The following is a 22,181-nucleotide window of genomic DNA, read 5'->3' as shown; positions in this document are numbered from 1 at the left end:
CGCCGTCACGGAACGCCGTCACTGAACGCCGTTATGGAACGCCGTCAGTGGTGGCCTACCCGCGGCCGTGGCCCGGGCCGCGCCGGCCCTCGTCCTCGTCGTCGCGCGGGCCGAGGAGTTCGTCGGCGAGCGTGGGGAGGTCGTCCAGCGGTGTCTCCTCGGCCCAGTCCGAGCGGCGGCGGCCGCGCTGGGAGGGCCCGGTCCCGGCCGCCGGGCCGACCTGCGGCATCTCGCGCGTACGCTCGCTCCCCGGTTCCGGCGCGGACGCCGTCCCCTCGCCCTCGGGCCGGAACAGCCACGGCGGCACCCGGTCCGCCGGGTCCGCCGGCCGGTCGGTGCGCGGCGGCTCGGCCTCCTCCCGGGGGGGCACCGGCGGAAGGACCGCTGTCTCGTCCGCGGGGCCGGACACCGGGGGCTTCGGGAGCACGGCTGTCTCATCGGCAGCCGGAGCGGCACCTTCGGGCCGGACCGGCGGCAGCACCGCCGTCTCATCGGCTCCCGCAGCGCCGCCCTCCGGCCGGACCGGCGGCAGCACCGCCGTCTCGTCCGCCTCCCGTGGGGTGCTTCCCTGCGGCTCCTGCGGGTCCACGCGCGGCGTCGGGACCGTCTGGGCCGCGTCCGGCCCCGGCCCGGTGTCCGGGAGGCCCGTACCGGCGATCGGTGTCTCCACCGTCTCCTCGCTGTCCGCGGCGGCCTGCGCCTCGGCCTCCGCGGCCAGCCTCGCCCGCTCCGCCCGTTGCAGCGCCTCCTCCGCCTTGCGCTGCTTCTCCCGGCGCCGCTCCTCGGCCTCCGCGCGCAGGCGTGCCTCCTCCTCGGCCCGGCGACGCAGCCGCTCCTGCTCGGCGGCGCGGGCCCGTTCCTCGGCCTCGCGACGCAGACGCTCCTCCTCGGCGAGGCGGCGGGCCTCCTCCGCCCGGCGACGGGCCTCCTCCACCTGGCGCTCCTCCGCCAGCCGACGGGCCTCCTCGGCCTCGCGGCGCCTGCGCTCCTCCTCCTCGGCGCGCAGCTTCGCCAGCTGCTCCTGCCGCTCGCGCTCCCGCCGCTCCTCCTCGGCCTTCCGTGCGGCCTCTTCCGCCTCTTTGCGCCGACGCTCCTCCTCGGCCGCCTTACGGGCCTCCTCCTGTGCCAGGATCTCCGCCTCCGACAGCGGCAGGACCTGGTCGAGCCGGTGCCGTACGACGGTGGTGACCGCCTCCGGCTCCTGCCCCGCGTCGACCACCAGGTAGCGCGCGGGGTCCGCGGCTGCGAGGGTGAGGAATCCGGCACGCACGCGCGCGTGGAACTCGGGCGGCTCGGACTCCAGCCGGTCCGGGGCCTCGGTGAACCGCTCCCGCGCGGTCTCCGGGGAGACGTCCAGCAGCACGGTCAGATGCGGTACGAGACCGTCCGTCGCCCAGCGGGAGATGCGGGCGACCTCGGTCGGCGACAGATCGCGGCCCGCTCCCTGGTAGGCCACGGAGGAGTCGATGTAGCGGTCGGAGATCACCACGGCACCGCGCGCCAGGGCGGGACGGACCACGGAGTCGACGTGCTCGGCGCGGTCGGCCGCGTACAGCAGGGCCTCCGCACGGTGCGAGATCCCGCCGCTGGACACATCCAGCAGGATCGAGCGCAGCCGCTTGCCGATCGCGGTCGCGCCCGGTTCACGCGTCACGACCACCTCGTGGCCCTTGGCGCGGATCCACTGGGCGAGCGCCTCGACCTGGGTCGACTTCCCGGCCCCGTCACCGCCCTCCAGAACGAGGAAGAAGCCGGTGGCGGCGGGTGCCTGCGTGGGCTCCCCGCCGCGCAGAGCGTCGCGCAGATCGCGGCGCAGCGGTACGCCCGAACGGTCGTCGGTCTTGCCGAGGACGAGCGCCGCGACGGGCAGCAGCAGCGCACCGACGAGCATCAGCGTGAAGGCGGCACCGCCGTGTGCGAAGACGAAGGAGCCGTTCGCAAGCCGGTGCGGGCCGATCGCCGCGGCGAGCAGCGGAGCTCCGACCGCGCCGAGAGCCGCGAAGACCCGGACGACGGCGTGCAGATGCTCGGTCGTCCGCGCCCGCCGGCCCTCCTCTGCCTCCTGGTCGACGAGCGTGTGGCCGGTGTTGGCGGCGACACCGGCCGATGCGCCCGCGAGCAGCGCCAGCAGCAGCACGGTCGTCGGGTCGGGGGTGAGACCCGCGGCGAGCAGGGCCAGACCGGTGACGGCGACCGCCAGCGCGAGCAGCCGCCGCCGGGAGAGCGCGGGCAGCACCCGGGGCGCCAGGCGGATGCCGGCGACCGTACCGCCGCTCAGTGCCAGCACGAACAGAGAGAAGCCGACCGGGCCGCCGCCCAGATCACCGGCGTGCAGTGCGGCGACGGCGACCGCCGCCGCGATCGCCCCGGCGACGGCGCCGCAGGCGAGGACGAGCAGCGGCATGGCTCCCGTACGCCCCTTGTCGGCGCCGCTGCCGCTCCTGGGGCTGCGCAGTCCTTCCAGCGGGGAGCGCGCGCGGGGAGTCTGTCCGCCGGGCAGTTCGAGGAAGTAGAGGACCGACACGGACGCGGCGAAGAGCCCGGACGCGACGTACGAGCCCAGGGCCGCCTGGTGCAGATGGAACCACTCGATGCCGGCCCCGAGGAGATTCCCGATCAGCCCGATGACCAGGAGCGCGGCGGCCGCCAGCGGCAGCGTCACGAAGCCGGTGCGCTGCGAGAGGCGGCGCAGGGCGTCGAGGTGATCCGGCAGCGGCCGTACGGCGGCGCCCTCGGTGGGCGGGGCCGGGAGGAGGGCGGGGGCCGCGCTGTCCTTGGCGACGGTCCAGAAGCGTTCGGCGGCACCGGCGACGAAGACGGTGGCGAGGAGTGGTGCGAGGGCGTTGCCGGGCATCCAGTCGATCCAGAGCGGGGCGACGATCAGCAGCGCCAGGCGTACTCCGTCCGCACCGATCATGGTCCAGCGGCGGTCCAGCGGTCCCTTCGGGGCGGTGAGTGAGGTCAGCGGGCCGAGGAGGACCGCGCCGAACAGCACGGTCGCCAGGAGGCGGGTGCCGAACACCGCGGCCACCGCGAAAGCCGCACCGCGATAGCCACCGCCGAAGGCGCTCTCGGCCACCGCCGCCTGGAGCGACAGCAGGACGAGCACCAGCAGGGCGAGTGCGTCTCCGATACCGCCGACGAGCTGCGCGCTCCACAACCGCCTCAGGGGCGGGAAGCGCAGAAGGGCCCGCACGGCGCGCTCGCGTGAATCTGCGGCAAGGGCGTCGGATGTGGGGTTCACGACCGTTGGCTGCTCCGCTCGCGTCATCCGGCCAGCCTATCCGGAGTGGCGGAATCACTGACGCCCTGTCCGAACAAGTGCCCGTAAGGCGGCCGCCCCGCCCCGGAATGACCTGGTCAGCCGGGACAGGGTGGCCGGAGCGCGCTCCCCCGGCCGGCGCCTGGCTACTCGGCCTGATCCGCGGTCGCGGTCTTCTTCGCCGCGGTCTTCGTGGCGACGGTTGCCTTCTTGGCGGTGGTCGTCTTCTTGGCAGCGGACTTCTTGGCCGTGGTGGTCTTTTTCGCGGCGGTCTTCTTGGCCGTGGCCTTCTTCGCCGGTGCCTTCTTGGCGGCCTTCTTCGCGGTCTTCTTGGCCGGGCCCTTGGCGCGCTTCTCGGCCAGCAGTTCGAAGCCCCGCTCCGGTGTGATCGTCTCGACGTCGTCGTCCCGGCGCAGCGTCGCGTTGGTCTCGCCGTCCGTGACATACGGGCCGAAGCGGCCGTCCTTGACGACCACCGGGCGCTCGCTGGCCGGGTCGGTGCCCAGCTCCTTCAACGGCGGCTTGGCCGCCGCCCGCCCGCGCTGCTTCGGCTGCGCGTAGATCGCGAGAGCCTCTTCGAGCGTGATCGTGAAGATCTGGTCCTCGCTCTCCAGGGAGCGCGAGTCCGTGCCCTTCTTCAGATACGGGCCGTAGCGGCCGTTCTGCGCGGTGATCTCCGCCCCGGACTCGGAGTCGACGCCCACGACGCGGGGCAGCGACAGCAGCTTGAGCGCCTCCTCGAGCGTCACCGTGTCGAGCGACATCGACTTGAGCAACGATGCCGTCCGCGGCTTGACGGCGTTCTTGCCGGTCTTCGGGGTGCCCTCGGGCAGGACCTCGGTGACGTAGGGGCCGTAGCGCCCGTCCTTGGCGACCAGGGGCCGGCCGGTGTCGGGGTCCTCTCCGAGGACGCGTTCGCCGCTGGGCTTGGCGAGCAGCTCCTTGGCCAGGTCGACGGTCAGCTCGTCCGGCGGCAGGTCGTCCGGCACGTCGGCGCGCTGCCCCGGCTCACCCTCCACGTCGGACGGCTTCTCGACGTACGGACCGTAACGGCCCACGCGCAGCACGAGGCCCTCACCGACGGGGAAGGACGACACCTCACGGGCGTCGATCGCGCCCAGGTCGGTGACCAGCGCCTTCAGCCCGCCGAGGTGGTCGACCTCGCCGTTGCGTCCCTCGGCGTCCTCGGAGCCGAAGTAGAAGCGGCGGAGCCACGGCACGGCCTGGGCCTCGCCCCGCGCGATGCGGTCGAGGTCGTCCTCCATCTTCGCGGTGAAGTCGTAGTCGACGAGATAGCCGAAGTGCTTCTCCAGCAGGTTGACCACGGCGAAGGAGAGGAAGGACGGCACGAGAGCCGTGCCCTTCTTGAACACATAGCCGCGGTCGAGGATGGTGCCGATGATCGACGCGTACGTCGACGGGCGGCCGATCTCGCGCTCCTCCAGCTCCTTGACCAGCGAGGCCTCGGTGTAGCGGGCCGGGGGCTTGGTGGCGTGGCCGTCGGCCTGGATGTCCTGGGCCGTGAGCGGGTCGCCCTCGCCGACCTGCGGGAGGCGGCGCTCGCGGTCGTCGAGCTCGGCGTTCGGGTCGTCGGCGCCCTCGACGTAGGCCTTCAGGAAGCCGTGGAAAGTGATGATCTTGCCGGAGGCCGAGAACTCGACGTCCCGTCCGTCGTCGGCCCGTCCGCCGACCTTGACGGTCACGGAGTTGCCGACCGCGTCCTTCATCTGGGAAGCGACGGTCCGCTTCCAGATCAGCTCGTAGAGCCGGAACTGGTCGCCGGTCAGTCCGGTCTCGGCAGGGGTGCGGAAACGATCGCCCGACGGGCGGATCGCCTCGTGCGCCTCCTGCGCGTTCTTGACCTTGCCCGCGTACAGCCGGGGCTTGTCAGGCAGGTAGTCCGCGCCGTACAGCTGCGTGACCTGCGCCCGGGCTGCCGCCACCGCCGTGTCCGACAGGGTGGTGGAGTCCGTACGCATATAGGTGATGAAGCCGTTCTCGTACAGCTTCTGCGCGACCTGCATCGTCGACTTGGCGCCGAAACCGAGCTTGCGCGACGCCTCCTGCTGGAGGGTGGTCGTACGGAACGGGGCGTACGGCGAGCGGCGGTACGGCTTGGACTCGACGGAGCGCACCGAGAAGGCGGTGTCCTCCAGCGCGGCGGCCAGCGCCCGGGCGGCGGCCTCGTCCAGGTGCAGGACCTGGGAGCCGTCCTTGAGCCGCCCGGTCGAGCCGAAGTCGCGGCCCTGGGCGATACGACGGCCGTCGACGCCGGTCAGTCGCGCGCCGAAGGTGCCGGGGTCCGAGGCGTCACCGGTACGGCCGGTGGCGAAGGTGCCGGTCAGGTCCCAGTACTCGGCGGAGCGGAAGGCGATGCGCTCGCGCTCCCGTTCGACGACGAGCCGGGTCGCCACGGACTGCACACGCCCGGCGGACAGCCGCGGCATGACCTTCTTCCACAGGACCGGCGAGACCTCGTAGCCGTAGAGGCGGTCGAGGATACGGCGGGTCTCCTGCGCGTCGACCAGGCGCTTGTTCAGCTCGCGGGGGTTCTCCACGGCCTCCCGGATCGCGTCCTTGGTGATCTCGTGGAAGACCATACGGCGCACCGGGACCTTGGGCTTGAGGACTTCCTGGAGATGCCAGGCGATGGCCTCGCCCTCGCGGTCCTCATCGGTGGCGAGGAAGAGCTCGTCGGACTCCGCCAGCAGCTCCTTCAACTTGCTGACCTGGCTCTTCTTGTCGGTGTTGACGACGTAGATCGGCTGGAAGTCCTCGCTGACGTTGACACCGAGACGCGCCCACGACTCGCCCTTGTACTTCGCGGGGACCTCGGCAGCGCCATTGGGCAGGTCGCGGATGTGTCCGACGCTGGCCTCGACCACATAGCCCGGGCCGAGATAGCCCTTGATCGTCTTCGCCTTGGCAGGCGACTCGACGATGACGAGTCGGCGGCCGCCTTGTGCGGTCTCGCTGGTCGGGGACAACTTCGCTCTTCTCTCCGGTCGACGCCAGGATGTAGTCGGCAGTGCGGTGACGCTGCGGAGTGTGACGGTACCTCCCGGTCCCGTGTCAAACGGGAAAAGCCCGCAACGCCACTCGAACGGTAACCCGACAAGCGGCCTGTCTGCCGCCCGGACCCGTACGCGGCTCCTGGAGCACCGTATGCGCGGTGCACGAACAGACGCCCGACGCGATGGCCTGAAAACGTGGGATCAGGCCAGGCCGAGACACCAGACGCCCATGCCCAGCGACCCGATTCCGAAGATCGTCGCCAAGACCGCGGATGCGACGGGGCTCACTCCGAATGCCACCGGCGCACGCAACCGGATGCGCGCCCCAGTCCACAGCAGCAGCGCGGCGCCGAACAGCGCGAACACCGTCCCGGCGAAGATCGCAGGTCCGCTCTCCATGGCCGTGCACCCCTTCTGCCGCGTGACCGCTGGAGGGTGGCACGCGCGGGCGGCACCCACACGAACCCCAGGTGAACGGGGGCTGTCGCGCTAATGCTCGCGCACCGGCTCCAGAAAGCCCTGCTCCACGAGGAGCCGGATCGACTCGGGCGTACGGTCGCGCAACAGCACCGGGTCCTCGCCGACGAGCTGGGCGATCGCGTCGAGAATGCGTCCCGCGCTCAGCGTCCCGTCGCACACCCCCGCGAAGCCGGCTCCCACGGTGTCCACCTTCGTCGCCCGGCGCATACCCCGGTTCTGACGGAGCACCACATGTTCGGGGTCCTCGGCTCCGGGCAGCCCGACCTGTTCCTGAAGCACCTCGTCGGCCAGCCGGAACCGGGCCGCGAGCAGCGCCGCGTCGTCGGTCTCCCGCAGGAAGTCCTGCCGGTCGAAGTGGGCCCGTACGGACGCGCCGAGCGGCTGCTCGACGGGGTGCGGCCACTCCTCGGCCACCACGGACGGCCGGTCGGACCCCGACTTGCGCAGCGTGATCCAGCCAAAGCCGACGGCCTTGGTCCTGCGGGCCTCGAACTCCTCCAGCCAGGCGTCGTACCGGGCGGCGTACTCGGCCGGATCGGTGCGGTGGTCACCGGCGTCGCGCAGCCACAGCTCCGCGTACTGCGGCACATCCTGGACCTCACGCTGCACGATCCAGGCGTCGCAGCCGCCGGGGATCCAGGAGGACACGCGCTCCCGCCAGTCCTCGCCCTCGGTGTGCTGCCAGTTGGCGAGCAGTTGGAGGTGGCCGCCGTCGCTGAGGTGGTCCGCGGACTGCTGGACGAGCGCACGGCACAGGTCGTCGCCGCTCATCCCGCCGTCGCGGTACGTGAGCCGGGGCCCCTCGGCAGGGACGGGCGAGATCACGAACGGCGGGTTCGAGACGATCAGGTCGTACCGTTCGTCGTCGGCGACCGGCTCGTAGAGCGAGCCCTGACGGAGATCCGCCTCGGGCGCTCCGGAGAGGGCGAGCGTGAGCCGCGTGAAGCCCAGAGCCCGGGGATTGAGGTCGGTGGCGGTGACCCGGGTTGCGTGCTGGGCGGCGTGCAGCGCCTGGATGCCCGAGCCCGTGCCCAGGTCCAGGGCGCGGGCAGCCGGGGTACGGATCGTGATCCCGGCCAGGGTGGTGGAGGCGCCGCCGACGCCCAGGACGAGCTGCGAACGGTCGACGCCGGTCACGCTCGCGGCGATACCGCCCGCGCCGCCCACCGCGCAGCCCAGGTCGGAGACGATCCACCAGTCCTGGCCCTCGGGCCCGCCGTACGGACGTACGTCCACCGTGGCCCGGACGTCCTCGCCGTGCTGGACCAGCCAGCCGTCGGCCAGGCAGTCCTCGACCGGCAGGGCCGTCCGCGCCCGGTCGTAGGGCACCGGTCGCTGCAGCAGGAAGAGCCGGACCAGGGTCTCGAGCGGCGAGCCGCCCCGGGTGGCCCGCAGCGCGGGCACGGTCTCGCTGCGGGCCAGGGCGGCATACGCGGGGGCACCGAGCAGATCGAGCAGCCCGTCGGCGGTGAAGACGGCGGACTGCAGCGCGCCGCGCATCCGCGAGGTGCGGTCGGCGTCGGGCGTGGGGAGGCTGTGCGTACTCACCGGACCATTGTCAGGGGCGGTGGGGACTGTGGGCGCCGGGCGGGGCGGTCAGGTCGCGGAGGGAGACGACGTGGGCCGCTGGCAGCCGGACTGCTTGCCCATCGCCGTGCCGATCTCGCCGGACTGGAGCTTCTTGATGGCATCGTCACCGACCTTGTTGACCGCGTCGAGGTCCTCGGCGACACCCTTCAGACCGTCGGCGAACTTCCCGCGGTCCTTGGTGTTCAGCTTGTCGACGGACTTCTTCAGGTCCGCGTACGCCTTCGATGTCGCGTCCAGCTCCTTGACCGCGTCCTTCTGGATCTGCTCGCCGTTGTCGACCGGCGGGGTACCCGCCTTCTCCACGGAGTCGGACATCGCGGCGTAGGCGTCGGAGATCTGCTGGAAGGCGGCCGAGTCGGCCTTCTTGATGTCCTGCGGATCACCGTCCGCCGCGGTGGACGTGATCGACTGATTGGCCTCGGTGATCTTCTTCAGCTGAGGCTGGACGTCATCGCAGACCTTCTTGGCGTAGTCGTCGACCTTTTTGTCGTCGTCACTGCAGCCGGACAGCGCCAGTACCAGTGCCGCACCGCCGGACAGTGCGGCCACAAGCTTCTTGTTCACCGGATTGGTCCCTTCCATGGCTCTCTCGGCCCCGGAACATACACGGCCGCAGACCGGGGGCCGCGAGCCAAGCATCCATGAGGACCAGCATTGTCACCATTTGCACCCTACGGTGGACGCCGCCGCCGCGAGCACGGAAACGGGCGGGCGGTGCGTCCCCTGCGCACCGCCCGCCCGCCGAATGACCGGCCATAAGGCCGGTCCGAGTCCTCCTCGGATCAGGACACCACCGCTGGATCGCTGGTCTTCGCCACCCGCTCCGTGTTGCCTTCGTCACCCACGGCGATTCCGCGCCGCTTCGAGACGTACACCGCACCCACGATCACCGTGATCGCGAGCAGCGCCACGATCACGCGGACACCGACGCTGGCGTTGTCCCCGTAGCTGAACTTCACGACCGCCGGAGCGATCAGAAGGGCCACCAGGTTCATCACCTTCAGCAGGGGGTTGATCGCGGGCCCGGCCGTGTCCTTGAACGGGTCGCCGACCGTGTCGCCGATGACGGTGGCGGCATGCGCCTCGCTGCCCTTGCCTCCGTGGTGCCCGTCCTCGACCAGCTTCTTGGCGTTGTCCCAGGCGCCGCCCGAATTGGCGAGGAAGACGGCCATCAGGGTGCCGGTGCCGATCGCACCCGCGAGATACGAGCCCAGGGCCCCGACACCGAGCGTGAAACCGACCGCGATCGGGGCGAGCACGGCGAGCAGGCCGGGAGTGGCCAGCTCGCGCAGAGCGTCCTTGGTGCAGATGTCGACGACGCGCCCGTACTCCGGCTTCTCGGTGTAGTCCATGATCCCGGGATGCTCGCGGAACTGCCGCCGCACCTCGTAGACCACCGAACCGGCCGACCGGGACACCGCGTTGATCGCCAGCCCCGAGAAGAGGAAGACGACCGAGGCGCCCAGAACCAGCCCGACGAGATTGTTGGGCTGCGAGATGTCCAGGCTGAGACCGAGCTCACCGGCCTCGGCGTTCACCTCCGCGACCGCCGTGGCGATCGCATCGCGGTACGAGCCGAACAGCGCGGCCGCGGCGAGCACCGCCGTCGCGATGGCGATGCCCTTGGTGATCGCCTTGGTGGTGTTGCCGACGGCGTCGAGATCGGTGAGCACCTGCGCGCCCGCGCCCGTGACATCGCCCGACATCTCGGCAATGCCCTGTGCGTTGTCGGAGACCGGACCGAAGGTGTCCATGGCGACGATCACGCCGACGGTGGTGAGCAGGCCCGTACCGGCCAGGGCCACCGCGAACAGCGCCAGCATGATCGAGGTGCCACCGAGCAGGAACGCGCCGTACACACTGAGCCCGATCAGCACCGCCGAGTAGACGGCGGACTCCAGACCGAGCGAGATTCCGGCCAGCACCACGGTCGCGGGCCCGGTCAGCGAGGTCTTGCCGATGTCCCGCACGGGGCGCCGGGTCGTCTCGGTGAAGTAGCCCGTGAGCTGCTGGATCAGCGCGGCGAGCACGATGCCGATGGCCACGGCGACGAGCGCGAGGACCCGGGGGTCGCCCTCGTGCCCGGCGATGGCGGCGTCGGTGACGCCGTCCAGATCCGCGTACGTGGAGGGGAGGTAGGTGTAGACGGCCACCGCCACCAGCACCAGCGAGATCACCGCGGAGATGAAGAAACCGCGGTTGATGGCGGTCATACCGCTGCGGTCGGAGCGCCGGGGCGCCACCGCGAAGATGCCGATCATCGCGGTGATCACACCGATCGCGGGCACCAACAGCGGAAAGGCGAGGCCGGAGTCGCCGAAGGCGACCTTGCCGAGGATCAGCGCGGCGACGAGGGTCACCGCGTACGACTCGAAGAGGTCGGCCGCCATTCCGGCGCAGTCTCCGACGTTGTCGCCCACGTTGTCGGCGATCGTCGCGGCGTTGCGCGGGTCGTCCTCGGGAATCCCCTGCTCGACCTTGCCGACGAGGTCAGCGCCGACGTCCGCGGCCTTGGTGAAGATCCCGCCGCCCACACGCATGAACATCGCGATCAGCGCCGCGCCGAGGCCGAATCCCTCGAGCACCTTGGGCGCGTCGGCCGCGTAGACCAGCACGACGCAGGAGGCGCCCAGCAGGCCCAGCCCCACGGTGAACATGCCGACGACGCCGCCGGTACGGAAGGCGATCTTCATCGCCTTGTGCGAGACCTCGGTGAGATCCTTGGCCGGCTCTCCCTCAGCCGGGGTCGCCTCACGGGCCGCGGCGGCGACGCGCACATTGCTGCGCACCGCGAGCCACATTCCGATATACCCCGTCGCCGCCGAGAAGAAAGCGCCGATCAGGAAGAACGCGGAACGGCCGGCGCGCTGCGTCCAGTCGTCCGCCGGAAGCAGCATGAGCAGGAAGAAGACCACGACGGCGAATACGCCCAGAGTGCGCAGCTGGCGTGCGAGGTAGGCATTGGCGCCTTCCTGCACCGCGGCAGCGATCTTCTTCATGCTGTCGGTGCCCTCGCCCGCGGCGAGCACCTGGCGTACCAGCACCACGGCGACGGCGATCGCGGCGACCGCCACCGCCGCGATGGCCGCCACGAGCACACGGTTGTCACTGGTCAGTACGGCGGCCGCGAGCGATGAGGAATGGTCCTGCTGTAGAGGGGTAAAGGGCCCCGCCATTCGTCCTCCTTGACGTTTGGCACATGGGCGCGCAGCGGTTCTCGGGTTGCGACAAGAACAGCCGCCACGCTCAGGCGTCCTGAGCTCAAGATGTGGACGGATTGTAGGGAGCTGAGCTGGATCGAAACAGGGCGCCGGAGCCAGAATTCGCCTGTACCAGCGAAGATCAAAAAAGAATCCCTCCGGGAATTCGCCCGGAGGGGGGAACGCGAGTAATTCACTGACGCCCGATAAGTGATCTACAGAACGATCTACAAAACGATCTCAGACCCTACGAATGAGCTGTTCAGCGCGGGTCGGCAGGACACGTAACGGCCGCGGTCGGTGGCGCGCGAGTGGCGGGGGCGGCGACGACGGTGGGCGGGGCGGCGACGACAACGACACCGCACCGGAGTCCGCTGAGACCGATGCGGAGATCGCGATGCACCGATGCACCGCTGGCGCGACCGACGGCGGTGCCGACATCGGCAAGGCCCTCAGGGCCGGCCGGCCAGGACAGTCCAGCGTGGCGAGGAGGCGCCACGCAACAGCAAAGGCGGACCGGCGCCCCAGTGCCGGGGCTGCCGGGGGCGAGGCGCCAGGGTGACCAGATCGCCGGGCGGGCGCGTGACCAAGTAGCGGATGCCCACGGCGACTGGCCGAGTGCCCGGATGGTGAGTGCCCGGACGGTCCGTCAGTGAGGAGTGGTCAGTGAGGGGGTGACAGGGTGACGGCGTCGCGGAATCGCGCCGACTGCTGCGGTGGAAGGCCGCTGCGGTGGCCGACCACTCAGGGCAGAATGGAGCTAGGGCAGAACGGAGGCAGGGGTCGTCGGCCAGCTCATCCGGATGAGGCCACCGACCTCCCCCGCAGACACCTCGACATCGTCGACGAGCCCGCTGATGACCGCGAGACCCATCTCGTCCTCCTCCTCGGCCCCGGACTCCTCGGAGCCGGCCTCCTCGCCCGTGCGGGCACCGGGCACCGGACCCGATACGGCGTGCGGCGCCTCGTCGCCGACCTCGATCGAGAACTTCTTCTCGTCCTCGATCAGCACGACTTTGACGGGAGCGGTGACGTCATTGCTCTGGTGGAGACTGACGGCACGTGTGCAGGCCTCGCCGACGGCCAGTCGCACCTCGTCCAGCACGGCTTCGTCGACACCGGCCCGCCGAGCGACCGCGGCAGCCACCAGACGTGCGGTCCGGACGTGCTCGGGCAGGGCGCTGAACAACAGTTCGACAGTGGCCATGCCATCCCCTCGGTCGTACGGGCGTACATCTCAGGGGGGCCGGGCCGAAAAGAGCCCGGGACCCCCCAGTGTCTTCCGCGATGACGCAGCCGTCAGTCAGTTGCCGCGACGGCGTCGTCCACCGAGGTGTGGATGGGAAACACCTTGGTCAGACCGGTGATACGGAAGATCTTGAGAATGCGCTCCTGGTTGCACACCAGGCGCAGCGAGCCCTCATGGGCACGCACCCGCTTCAGGCCACCGACCAGCACGCCGAGCCCGGTGGAGTCGAGGAAGTCGACGCCCTCCATGTCGACGACGAGGTGGTAGTTGCCGTCGTTGACAAGCTCGACCAGCTGCTCGCGCAGCTTGGGCGCGGTGTATACATCAATCTCGCCACCGACCTCGACGACCGTGCGGTCGCCAACGGTCCGGGTCGACAGGGACAGGTCCACGGATCCTCCAGCACCTTGCATCGAGCGGTCGCCCCCCATGGATCGGCAGCCGCGATGGCATTCAATCACTTACCAGCAGGCGCGCACGACGCCTTACGTCCATTGTCCGTCACGCCAGTGACACACTCGGTGCCGATGGCCAACAATCAACTCCCGCGTTTCGCGGGCGTACGCACCTCCCCACGCTCGGTCCTGGACCGTCTCGCGGCAGGGGCCGACCGGGCTGTGCGCATCACTCATACGGAGCACTTGCCCCCACGTGCGGGTCGTCATGCGGACTGGCCGCCGCAGATCCGGAACGAGATCGTCGACGCCATCCGACAGGCCGGAATCGGCCGTCCGTGGGAACACCAGGCGCGTACGGTCGAGCACGCTCTGCGCGGCGAGTCCGTGGTGGTCGCAACCGGAACCGCGTCCGGCAAGTCGCTGGCCTATCTGACTCCTGTCCTCAGCGCCCTTCTCGACGGCTCGGAGGCCCCCAGCGGGCGGGGCGCCACCGCCCTCTATCTGGCTCCCACGAAGGCTCTCGCCGCCGACCAGCGGCGCGCCGTCGCCGAGCTGGCCGCCCCGCTGGGCAGCGCCGTGCGGCCCGCGGTGTACGACGGCGACACGCCGGTCGAGGAACGCGAGTGGGTCCGCCAGTACGCGAACTATGTGCTCACCAACCCCGACATGCTGCACCGGGGCATCCTCCCCGCGCACCCCCGCTGGTCCTCCTTCCTGCGCTCCCTTCGCTATGTCGTGATCGACGAGTGCCACACCTACCGCGGTGTCTTCGGCTCCCATGTGGCGCAGGTGCTACGGCGGCTGCGGCGGGTGTGCGCCCGCTACGGATCCGAGCCGGTCTTTCTCCTCGCCTCCGCCACATCCGCGGACCCCGCCCGGGCCGCGTCCCGTCTCACCGGCCTCCCGGTGGCCGAGATCACCGACGACGCGTCACCCCGCGGCGAGATGGTGTTCGCCCTGTGGGAGCCGCCGCTGACGGAGCTCCATGGGGAGCAGGGCGCCCCGGTGCGGCGCACCGCCACCGCGGAGACCGCGGATCTGCTCACGGACCTGACTGTCCAGGGCGTCCGTACGGTCGCCTTCGTTCGCTCACGGCGCGGCGCGGAGCTGATCTCACTGATCGCCCAGGAGCGGCTGGCTGCTGTCGACCGGTCGCTGCCCGGGCGGGTCGCGGCCTACCGCGGCGGCTACCTCCCCGCCGAGCGCCGCGCGCTGGAGCGCGCCCTCCACTCCGGCGAGCTGCTGGGTCTGGCGGCCACCACGGCCCTGGAACTCGGCGTGGACGTCTCCGGGCTCGACGCCGTGGTCCTCGCCGGCTATCCGGGCACCCGGGCTTCACTGTGGCAGCAGGCGGGCCGGGCAGGGCGCGCGGGGCAAGGGGCACTCGCCGTTCTCGTCGCCCGCGACGACCCGCTGGACACCTATCTCGTGCACCACCCCGAGGCGCTGTTCCGCCGACCGGTGGAGTCCACCGTGCTCGATCCGGACAACCCGTACGTCCTCGCCCCCCATCTGTGCGCGGCGGCGGCCGAGCTGCCCCTCACCGAGGCCGACCTGGAACTCTTCGGCCCGGCCGCCCCCGGGCTGATACCGCAGCTCGAACAGCGCAAGCTGCTGCGCCGCCGGGCCACCGCCTGGCACTGGCCACGCCGCGAGCGGGCGGCAGACCTCACGGACATCCGGGGAGAGGGCGGGCCACCCGTCCAGATCGTCGAGGCCGGGACCGGCCGCCTGCTGGGAACCGTGGATGCCTCGGCCGCCCACACCGCGGTCCACGACGGAGCGGTCCATCTCCACCAGGGCCGCACCTATGTCGTCGAACACCTCGATCTCCATGATTCGGTGGCCCTTGTCGAGGAGGCGAATCCGCCGTACTCCACCACCGCCCGCGACACCACGTCGATCTCCGTCCTGGAGACGACCACCGAGATTCCATGGGGGGATGCGCGTCTGTGCTTCGGCTCGGTGGAGGTCACCAATCAAGTCGTCTCCTTCCTTCGCCGCAAACTGATCACGGGTGAGGTCCTCGGCGAGTCCAAGCTCGACCTTCCACCCCGGACGTTGCGCACCCGCGCGGTGTGGTGGACGGTCACCGACGACCAGTTGGACGGCGCCCGCATCAACCCGGAGCACCTCGCAGGCGCCCTCCACGCCGCGGAGCACGCGTCCATCGGCATGCTGCCCCTGTTCGCCACCTGCGACCGCTGGGACATCGGCGGAGTCTCGGTGCCCCTGCACCCGGACACCCTTCTGCCCACGGTGTTCGTGTACGACGGCCACCCCGGCGGGGCCGGCTTCGCGGAGCGCGCTTTCCACACCGCGCACCGCTGGCTGCGGGCGACGCGTGAGGCGATCGCCTCCTGCGAGTGCGACTCCGGTTGCCCGTCCTGCATCCAGTCGCCGAAGTGCGGCAACGGCAACGATCCGCTGAACAAGCGCGCCGCCGTACGGCTGCTCACCACGCTCCTCGCGGGCGCGCCGACGGAGCCCGAGCCGTCCGGTGGCTCGGAGGAGCCCGCATAGTCGCGGCCCCCCGGGCCCGCCGCGGCCCCCGCCGGTCCGGCCCGTGCCCGGATCCGGGAAGCGAACGGCCCGGACCGCGCCTCCGCCGTCACATCGGCGACCTCCCCGGTCAGCACGCAGCGGACCAGCCGGGCGCCCTGCGCGGCCGCCACCCGTCGCCCCATCGCACAGGCCGGCCCCTGCCCGTCCAGCGCATGGTCCGCCGCGGCAAGCGCGGCCAGGTCCGCCGCCCCGCCCGCCCGGTGCCGTACGACCACCGCCTGCCCCATACCGAGCACCGCGGCAAAGACCGCGCAGAGCGCGGCCGCCAGCACCGCCGTCCACACCGTGGCCGACCCCCGGTCGGCCATGGTGCTCACCCGGCCTCCACAGCTCTGTCCTCGGAGAGCGCGACGGCCTCGGCTCGCAGCCGGATGGACAGGGAGCGAGGTCCGGCCGCAGGGGCCTCGACCCGTACCCGTACCTGGTCCCCCTCGCGGTCGAACGCGATCTCGGCTCCTCGCGGTGCTACCGAGCGGGCGGCGGCCAGGGCGGCCGCCCGCGGCTCGGACCGTGCGGCGGCGCGGGCCCCGGCCCGCGCCGCATCCACACACTGGATCTGGGCCGCCGCAGCCATCAGCCCCCAGAGCAGTGCCACCGCGAACAACACCATCGCGGGCAGCACCACGGCGGCCTCCGCCGTCACATACCCCCGGTCAGAACGGCGCATCGAGAGCCCGTCCGATCACCGACTGCAACGCCCCGGAGACTGCCCCGCTGGTCACCACCTTGTAGAGGACGGCACCGAAGCCGCAGGCGGCGACCGTTCCCACGGCGTACTCCGCCGTGGTCATTCCCGCCTCACGCCGCGCCCCGCGCAGCGTCTGCCACCATCCAGATACCTTCATCACCATTTCAGCCCCCTTGTTCATGGTTTGCGTCGCGCCGGTCTCTCCACGACCGGTCCGTCCACGCGGTGTTACGTCAGCCGCCGCTCAACAGGCCGCCGGCCAGCCCGATCAGCACGGGTGCCACGCCGACCGTCAGGAAGGCGGGGAGAAAGCACAGCCCCAGTGGGGCAGTGGCGAGGACACCGGCCCGCCGGGCCCTTGCCGTCGCCGCCCGGGCCTGTTCGGCGCGGCACTCCGCGGCCAGCCGGGTCACCGGCTCCACCGCCGGAACGCCGGTCGCCTGGGCCCGCTCCAGGCAGCGGGCCAGTCCGTCGGCACCGGGCAGGGCACCCAACCGGCCCCAGGCTGTTGCCGGTTCGCCTCCGAGCCTGAGCTCGGCGGCACTCTGTACCAGCCGGTTGCCGACCGGTCCGCCCAGCGAACTCCCCACCGCCTCCGCCGCTTCACGCGGCCCCGCCCCGGCAGCGAGGCATGCCGCCAACAGATCACCGGCCAGCGGCAGTTGCCGCGCAACCGCGTCCGCGCTGGCCACCGCCCCGTCCCTCGCCGGGCGGCTGCGCCACCATCTCCGTATCCCGTAGGCCGCCGCGAGTCCCACAACACCTCCGGGCACTCCACCCACCAGCACGAAGGCGGTCAGCCCCACGGCCGGAGCAGGCCAACGATCCCGCAGGGCGCCACGGCACTGCCGGCGCCACCCTGCGAACCTGCCGCGCAACCCGGCCCGCGCACGCTGCCTCGCGTGCTCAGCGCCCAGCATCAGCACCATGCGACGTCGCACCGCACGGTCTCTCCGGCTGCCGTATGCCACAACCGCCGCACAAGCCACCGCTGCGACAGCCCCCAGTACGGCCCCCATCCTGTGGAGAACGTCGCCGCTCATACGGTCCCCGCTCCCCGCCGGCCGGCGGCCGCCCGAACGACGCTCGCCGTCCAGACGAGCCCGGCGCACTCGAGCAGACCGCCGACCACGAGACAGGCCCATCCCGCGGGGGTGTGCAACAGCACCCGCAGCGGCTCGGCACCCAGTGCACTGCCCATCAGCAGCCCGAGGACCGGAAGCAGGGCCAGCATCACCGCGGTGGATCTCGTCCCGGCGAGCTGGGCGTCGAGCTCCTCGCACTGAGCCCGCTCGGCTCGCAGCGCATCGGCCACCCTTTCCAGCCCCAGCGCCAGCCCCGCCCCTCTGTCCGCGGCAACCTGCCAGCACGCCGCGGCCCCCAACAGTCCTTCCGCGCCCGGCCGCCGCGCCATCCGCCGCAGTGCTTCCGGCACATCCCCGCCGAACCGTGCCGCCGCCGTCACCGCAGCCTCCGCATCTCCGAAAGCTCCCGCGACCGCCGTCCGCAGCGCGTCGTTCGGCTGTGCCCCTGCCCGCAACTCGCCCGCCACCGCGGCACACACCTCGATCACCTGCGCGGCGGTGCGATCGCAGGCTCGTCGCTGCTCCCGGCGCCGGAGCCACCGGCGCATCACGGGCAGGGCCACCAGCGCCCCGAGCAACGGCAGCACGGATACGCCGAGCAGGGCGACCGCGCACCCGGTCGGAAGACACCACACCTCACGGCCCGGCGGTCCCCCGGGCCAGGCCTCCCACCGTCGCCGGGCCGCAGCGGCCGCCCTGCGCCAGGGAAGCGAAGAATGACGGAACCCGAACCGGTCCTGCGCTGCCCCGCATCCGTCGGTGAACAGCAGACGCGCCCTCCGCAGCGCCGTGTCCCTCCCGGTCAGCAGAAGCAGAGCGGCCAGGCCCACGCACAGCACCGCGGTGTACGCCGGAGCGGCTTCCGCTGCCATCGCCGCAACGGTCACAACGCACCCCCGCGAGCACACAGCCGGTCGAGTCGCTCCCAACCCCGTTCGCCGCGGAAACCATGCGGGCCCCACACCGCGGCCGGCACCGTCCTCACCAGCCCGTCCCTGTCGCGTTCCAGCACGTGGACCTCCGCGATGCGTCGCTGACCCGACCGGTCCCGAACCAGATGCACCACCACGGAGAGCGCCGCGGACAACTGACTGTGCAGCGCCGCCCGGTCGAGCCCCGCTGTCGAACCGAGCGCCTCCAGCCGGGCGGGCACATCCGCCGCCGCATTCGCGTGCACCGTGCCGCAGCCGCCCTCATGCCCCGTGTTCAGAGCGGCGAGCAGATCGGTGACTTCCGGGCCTCGGACCTCACCCACCACCAACCGGTCGGGCCTCATCCGCAGCGCCTGCCGTACCAGGTCGCGCAGTGTGACCCGGCCCGAGCCCTCCTGGTTGGCGGGCCGTGCCTCAAGCCGCACCACATGGGGATGCTCCGGCCTCAACTCCGCGGAGTCCTCGGCCAGTACGATCCGCTCGTCCGGCCCGACCAGTCCCAGCAGAGTGCTGAGGAGAGTCGTCTTGCCCGACCCGGTTCCTCCACTGATCAAGAAGGACAAACGGGCCTCCAGCACCCCCCGGAGCAGCCGCTCCCCTCCAGGTGGCACCGTCCCCGCCGCGACGAGCTCGGCCAGGCCGAACGCCCGCGGCCGCACCACCCGCAGCGACAGGCAGGTCGAGCCCACGGCCACCGGTGGCAGCACCGCATGCAGTCGCGTGCCGTCCGGCAACCGGGCGTCGACCCACGGCCGCGCGTCGTCCAGCCTTCGTCCGGCAACCGCGGCGAGGCGCTGCGCGAGGCGCCGGACGGCGGACGCGTCGGGAAAGCGCACATCGGTGCGCTCCAGGCCCAGCCCTCGGTCGACCCACACCTCATCCGGGGCGGTGACCAGCACATCCGTGACATCGGGCTCGGCGAGCAGCGGCTCCAGGGGGCCGCTGCCGACGAGCTCGGACCTCAGTCGCGTCACCACGCCGAGCACTTCCATGTCGCCGAGCAGCCGCCCCTGCTCGCGCAGTGCGGCCGCCACCCGGGCGGGCGTCGGCTCGGCCCCCGTCTCCGCCAGCCGCAACCGCACGGCGTCCAACAGAGGGGCGGGCAGCTCGCCGCCCGCGAGGCTCACCGCACTCATACGGCGACGCTCCCCTGGCCTGCGGGGGGAGCCCCACCGCCGCCGCCCGGCAGGACCTGTTCCCAGAACCCCGAGCAGAACCGGGCGAGCGGCCCGCGCACACTGCTCCCCGGCGGAGCGCCGCCCTCGAGCGAGCCGGGCAGTCCGGGCTCCGGAGCGAGCCCACCCGCCAGCGGCAGTCCCAGCAGCCGGGCGATCTCCTCGTCGTCCAGTCCTGCACCACGAGGCCCGCGTACGACCGCCCGCAGGTCCCGGACCACCATGCCCACGGACGCCGCCACTCGATGCGCCGCGGCGACGGCCCGCAGCTCGGCGGGCACCACCATCAGGGCGATGTCCAACTGCGCAAGAGCCTCCGCCACCGCATCGTCCACGCGGCGGGGCAGATCGACCACGACCACCCCGCCGCCTCTGCGCGTCGCGGCCAGCACGGAGCGCATCGCCTCGGGGGCGATGGCGACTGCCTCGCCACGGTCCCAGCTCAACACCCGCAGGGAGTGCAGCTCTGGCAGGGACGCCTCCAGCGCGCTGCCCGCGACCCGGCCCCGCGACTGAGCGAACGCCGGCCAGCGCAGGCCGTCCGCTCTCTCCCCGCCGAGCAGGACATCGAGACCACCGCCCAGCGGATCCGCGTCGATGAGCATCGTCCGCCTGCCCGCACGGGCCGCGGTCACGGCGAGCGCGCAAGCCAGGGTGCTCGCACCCGCCCCACCCCGCCCGCCGACCACTCCCACGGTCAGGGCCTGTCGTCCGACGCCCTCCGCAGCGTCGGCGATCCGGTCTACCAACCAGGGCTCGGCGTCGGGCAGGAACAGCACATGGTCCGCGCCGATGCCCACCGCCTGCCGCCAGACGTCATGATTGTCCAGATCGCGCCCGACGAGCAGCACCCCCGGTCTGCGCACCGCACCCCGCAACCGGTGCGCGGTGTCGTCCCCGACCAGGACCAGCGGAGCGTCCTCCCAGCCGCCCCGTCCCGTCGGCATCCCATGGGATACCTCCGGCTCGGCACCCGCCGCGGCGCACAGCCGCAGCAAATCGTCGAGCAGTCCCTCGTCCTCGGTGACGATCAGCGGTCGACGCTGTTCCCCATCGGCGGTATGCAGCCGATCGGTTGTGATGGATCCGGCCACGGTCTCGCCCCCTCTCGCTTCGCACTCTCACGTCCGCGGACTTCGCGGGTAATCACCGTGCAGCGATCCGGGAAATCGGGAGGATCTTGGTCCGAAACTGTGGACAACTTGCGAGTTGTGAATATCCCGCTCACCTATACCAGTGACTTCCCACTCCGCAGCTCATCGATTACTCTCCGTCACGAGGCGCTGCTGTCGACTGCCGCGGCAGCCCATGGCGCGAAAGAAAGGAAAGACCCCAAATGAAATGCGAAAATGCGTCCGGACATGCGACGACCCCCGCCGGGGGGGAGAGCGGGGGTCGTCCCCACGGCCGACTCGGGGGGGGAGGAGTCGGACCGGGTTAGCACGGTCGCGAACGATCCGTGACTTCCATGGTGTACCCGAGAGCCTTCTCAGGCAAACCCACGCGCCCCAGCTTACGCCGAATGGCGGGCCCCTATGCTCTGCTCCGTGGAAAACCGCCTCTTGCCGCGCACTGCCGCCTTCTTCGATCTCGACAAGACGGTGATTGCGAAGTCGAGCACGCTGACCTTCAGCAAGTCCTTCTACCGAGGTGGCCTGATCAACCGGAGGGCGGTACTGCGCACCGCCTACTCCCAGTTCGTCTACCTCGTGGGCGGCGCCGACCACGGCCAGACGGAGCGGATGCGCGAGTACCTCTCCGCCCTGTGCCGCGGCTGGAACGTTCAGCAGGTACGCGAGATCGTCGCGGAGACCCTGCACGATCTCATCGACCCGATCATCTATGACGAGGCGGCCTCGCTCATCGAGGAGCACCACTCCGCCGGCCGCGATGTGGTGATCGTCAGCACTTCGGGCGCCGAGGTGGTCGAGCCGATCGGCGAGTTGCTCGGCGCCGACCGTGTCGTGGCCACCCGTATGGTCGTCGAGGACGGCCGCTTCACAGGCGAGATCGAGTATTACGCCTATGGTCCGGCCAAGGCCGAGGCCATCGCCCAGCTGGCCGCGAGCGAGGGCTACGACCTCGCTCGCTGCTACGCGTACAGCGACTCGGTGACCGACATTCCTATGCTCGAGTCGGTCGGCCACCCCTGCGCCGTCAACCCGGACCGTGGACTGCGCCGGGAGGCCGTGGCCCGGGACTGGCCGGTGCTCTCCTTCAACCGTCCCGTGCGGCTGAAACAGCGCGTTCCGTCGCTCTCCCTGCCGCCTCGCCCCGTACTCGCCGCAGTCGCGGCGGTGGGTGCGGCAGCCGCCACCGCGGGCCTGGTCTGGTACGCGTCCCGACGGCGCGCAGCTTATGCCCGGGTTTGAAGGTAAAGGTAAAGATATGCAGCCAGGGCTTCCACTTCTCCACACCCAGGAGTAGAAAGGAGTCAACGGCCCGCGAGACCAGGGAGATCCGGGAGGATCACCCTTCAACGCACCAAGGCCCCACGGACCGATGCATGAATGTCAGGCACCCACGCGACGCCGACCCGTCGA

The 22,181-nt window shown here is 71.4% G+C and carries 16 protein-coding genes and 1 pseudogene; 2 read left to right on the top strand and 15 right to left on the bottom strand.

Annotation, left to right across the window (positions count from 1 at the left end; all coding sequences use genetic code 11):
• Nucleotides 1–55 precede the first annotated feature (55 nt).
• The 8 genes from tmk to bldG all read right to left on the bottom strand — a co-directional run bounded on the left by tmk (nucleotide 56) and on the right by bldG (nucleotide 13,187).
• Complete coding sequence (tmk, locus tag ACTWQE_RS06305; protein WP_443327802.1) at nucleotides 56–3,271, bottom strand: dTMP kinase; 3,216 nt, start codon at nucleotides 3,269–3,271, stop codon at nucleotides 56–58.
• A 137-nt stretch (nucleotides 3,272–3,408) separates the two neighbouring features.
• Nucleotides 3,409–6,249, bottom strand: coding sequence for a type I DNA topoisomerase (gene topA / locus ACTWQE_RS06300; protein WP_443327801.1), 2,841 nt, complete (start codon nucleotides 6,247–6,249; stop codon nucleotides 3,409–3,411).
• 228 nt (nucleotides 6,250–6,477) lie between these two features.
• Complete coding sequence (locus ACTWQE_RS06295; protein WP_443327800.1) at nucleotides 6,478–6,675, bottom strand: hypothetical protein; 198 nt, start codon at nucleotides 6,673–6,675, stop codon at nucleotides 6,478–6,480.
• Between the two features lie 90 nt (nucleotides 6,676–6,765).
• A complete protein-coding gene (locus ACTWQE_RS06290) occupies nucleotides 6,766–8,304 on the bottom strand; it encodes a DUF7059 domain-containing protein (protein ID WP_443327799.1) in 1,539 nt (512 codons plus the stop codon).
• Nucleotides 8,305–8,352: 48 nt separating this feature from the next.
• On the bottom strand, nucleotides 8,353–8,910 hold the full coding sequence (locus tag ACTWQE_RS06285) for a small secreted protein (protein ID WP_443327798.1): 558 nt from the start codon (nucleotides 8,908–8,910) through the stop codon (nucleotides 8,353–8,355).
• 218 nt (nucleotides 8,911–9,128) lie between these two features.
• Nucleotides 9,129–11,522, bottom strand: coding sequence for a sodium-translocating pyrophosphatase (locus ACTWQE_RS06280; RefSeq protein WP_443327797.1), 2,394 nt, complete (start codon nucleotides 11,520–11,522; stop codon nucleotides 9,129–9,131).
• Between the two features lie 784 nt (nucleotides 11,523–12,306).
• Nucleotides 12,307–12,753, bottom strand: a complete 447-nt coding sequence (locus ACTWQE_RS06275; protein ID WP_443327796.1) for an ATP-binding protein — start codon at nucleotides 12,751–12,753, stop codon at nucleotides 12,307–12,309.
• Nucleotides 12,754–12,845: 92 nt separating this feature from the next.
• Nucleotides 12,846–13,187, bottom strand: a complete 342-nt coding sequence (gene bldG, locus ACTWQE_RS06270; RefSeq protein WP_014178436.1) for an anti-sigma factor antagonist BldG — start codon at nucleotides 13,185–13,187, stop codon at nucleotides 12,846–12,848.
• 54 nt (nucleotides 13,188–13,241) lie between these two features.
• On the opposite strand from bldG, the gene ACTWQE_RS06265 reads away from it, so the two are divergent.
• Entirely contained in the window at nucleotides 13,242–15,716 is a 2,475-nt protein-coding gene (locus ACTWQE_RS06265; RefSeq protein WP_443327795.1) for a DEAD/DEAH box helicase, read from the top strand.
• Nucleotides 15,717–15,808: 92 nt separating this feature from the next.
• Here the strand turns inward: ACTWQE_RS06265 and ACTWQE_RS06260 are convergent.
• From ACTWQE_RS06260 to ssd, 7 genes and pseudogenes are all read right to left on the bottom strand, one after another.
• Nucleotides 15,809–16,066: pseudogene (locus ACTWQE_RS06260) on the bottom strand (Rv3654c family TadE-like protein); the annotation flags it as partial.
• A 5-nt stretch (nucleotides 16,067–16,071) separates the two neighbouring features.
• Nucleotides 16,072–16,425 (bottom strand): TadE family type IV pilus minor pilin, encoded by a 354-nt coding sequence (locus tag ACTWQE_RS06255; RefSeq protein WP_443327794.1) that lies wholly within the window; start codon nucleotides 16,423–16,425, stop codon nucleotides 16,072–16,074.
• Nucleotides 16,412–16,603: a DUF4244 domain-containing protein gene (locus ACTWQE_RS06250; RefSeq protein ID WP_443327793.1), complete on the bottom strand. Its 192-nt coding sequence runs from the start codon at nucleotides 16,601–16,603 to the stop codon at nucleotides 16,412–16,414. The genes ACTWQE_RS06255 and ACTWQE_RS06250 overlap by 14 nt, the downstream gene beginning before the upstream one ends.
• A gap of 76 nt (nucleotides 16,604–16,679) precedes the next feature.
• The gene (locus ACTWQE_RS06245; protein WP_443327792.1) at nucleotides 16,680–17,138 is read right to left on the bottom strand and encodes a type II secretion system F family protein; all 459 of its coding nucleotides are present in this window, start codon (nucleotides 17,136–17,138) and stop codon (nucleotides 16,680–16,682) included.
• Between the two features lie 347 nt (nucleotides 17,139–17,485).
• A complete protein-coding gene (locus ACTWQE_RS06240) occupies nucleotides 17,486–18,403 on the bottom strand; it encodes a type II secretion system F family protein (RefSeq protein ID WP_443327791.1) in 918 nt (305 codons plus the stop codon).
• An 11-nt stretch (nucleotides 18,404–18,414) separates the two neighbouring features.
• Nucleotides 18,415–19,599, bottom strand: coding sequence for a TadA family conjugal transfer-associated ATPase (locus tag ACTWQE_RS06235; RefSeq protein WP_443327790.1), 1,185 nt, complete (start codon nucleotides 19,597–19,599; stop codon nucleotides 18,415–18,417).
• Complete coding sequence (gene ssd / locus ACTWQE_RS06230; RefSeq protein ID WP_443327789.1) at nucleotides 19,596–20,732, bottom strand: septum site-determining protein Ssd; 1,137 nt, start codon at nucleotides 20,730–20,732, stop codon at nucleotides 19,596–19,598. Before ssd ends, ACTWQE_RS06235 begins: the two co-directional genes overlap by 4 nt.
• 441 nt (nucleotides 20,733–21,173) lie before the next feature.
• Here ssd and ACTWQE_RS06225 point away from each other — a divergent pair, with 441 nt between their 5' ends.
• A complete protein-coding gene (locus ACTWQE_RS06225) occupies nucleotides 21,174–22,010 on the top strand; it encodes an HAD family hydrolase (RefSeq protein WP_443327788.1) in 837 nt (278 codons plus the stop codon).
• Nucleotides 22,011–22,181 lie beyond the last annotated feature (171 nt).

The organism is Streptomyces sp. 8N706 (assembly GCF_052245415.1).
Classification (GTDB): domain Bacteria; phylum Actinomycetota; class Actinomycetes; order Streptomycetales; family Streptomycetaceae; genus Streptomyces.
This window is presented reverse-complemented; position numbering and strand designations above follow the sequence as displayed.

What these genes read in the sequence shown, in the direction of transcription:
- ACTWQE_RS06250 (WP_443327793.1), bottom strand. Translation starts at nt 16,603, where the DNA reads ATGAAGGTATCTGGATGGTGGCAGACGCTGCGCGGGGCGCGGCGTGAG.
- ACTWQE_RS06295 (WP_443327800.1), bottom strand. Translation starts at nt 6,675, where the DNA reads ATGGAGAGCGGACCTGCGATCTTCGCCGGGACGGTGTTCGCGCTGTTC.
- ACTWQE_RS06280 (WP_443327797.1), bottom strand. Translation starts at nt 11,522, where the DNA reads ATGGCGGGGCCCTTTACCCCTCTACAGCAGGACCATTCCTCATCGCTC.
- ACTWQE_RS06255 (WP_443327794.1), bottom strand. Translation starts at nt 16,425, where the DNA reads ATGCGCCGTTCTGACCGGGGGTATGTGACGGCGGAGGCCGCCGTGGTG.
- ACTWQE_RS06265 (WP_443327795.1), top strand. Translation starts at nt 13,242, where the DNA reads ATGGCATTCAATCACTTACCAGCAGGCGCGCACGACGCCTTACGTCCA.
- ACTWQE_RS06240 (WP_443327791.1), bottom strand. Translation starts at nt 18,403, where the DNA reads ATGGCAGCGGAAGCCGCTCCGGCGTACACCGCGGTGCTGTGCGTGGGC.
- tmk (WP_443327802.1), bottom strand. Translation starts at nt 3,271, where the DNA reads ATGACGCGAGCGGAGCAGCCAACGGTCGTGAACCCCACATCCGACGCC.
- ACTWQE_RS06225 (WP_443327788.1), top strand. Translation starts at nt 21,174, where the DNA reads ATGCTCTGCTCCGTGGAAAACCGCCTCTTGCCGCGCACTGCCGCCTTC.
- ACTWQE_RS06235 (WP_443327790.1), bottom strand. Translation starts at nt 19,599, where the DNA reads ATGAGTGCGGTGAGCCTCGCGGGCGGCGAGCTGCCCGCCCCTCTGTTG.
- ACTWQE_RS06275 (WP_443327796.1), bottom strand. Translation starts at nt 12,753, where the DNA reads ATGGCCACTGTCGAACTGTTGTTCAGCGCCCTGCCCGAGCACGTCCGG.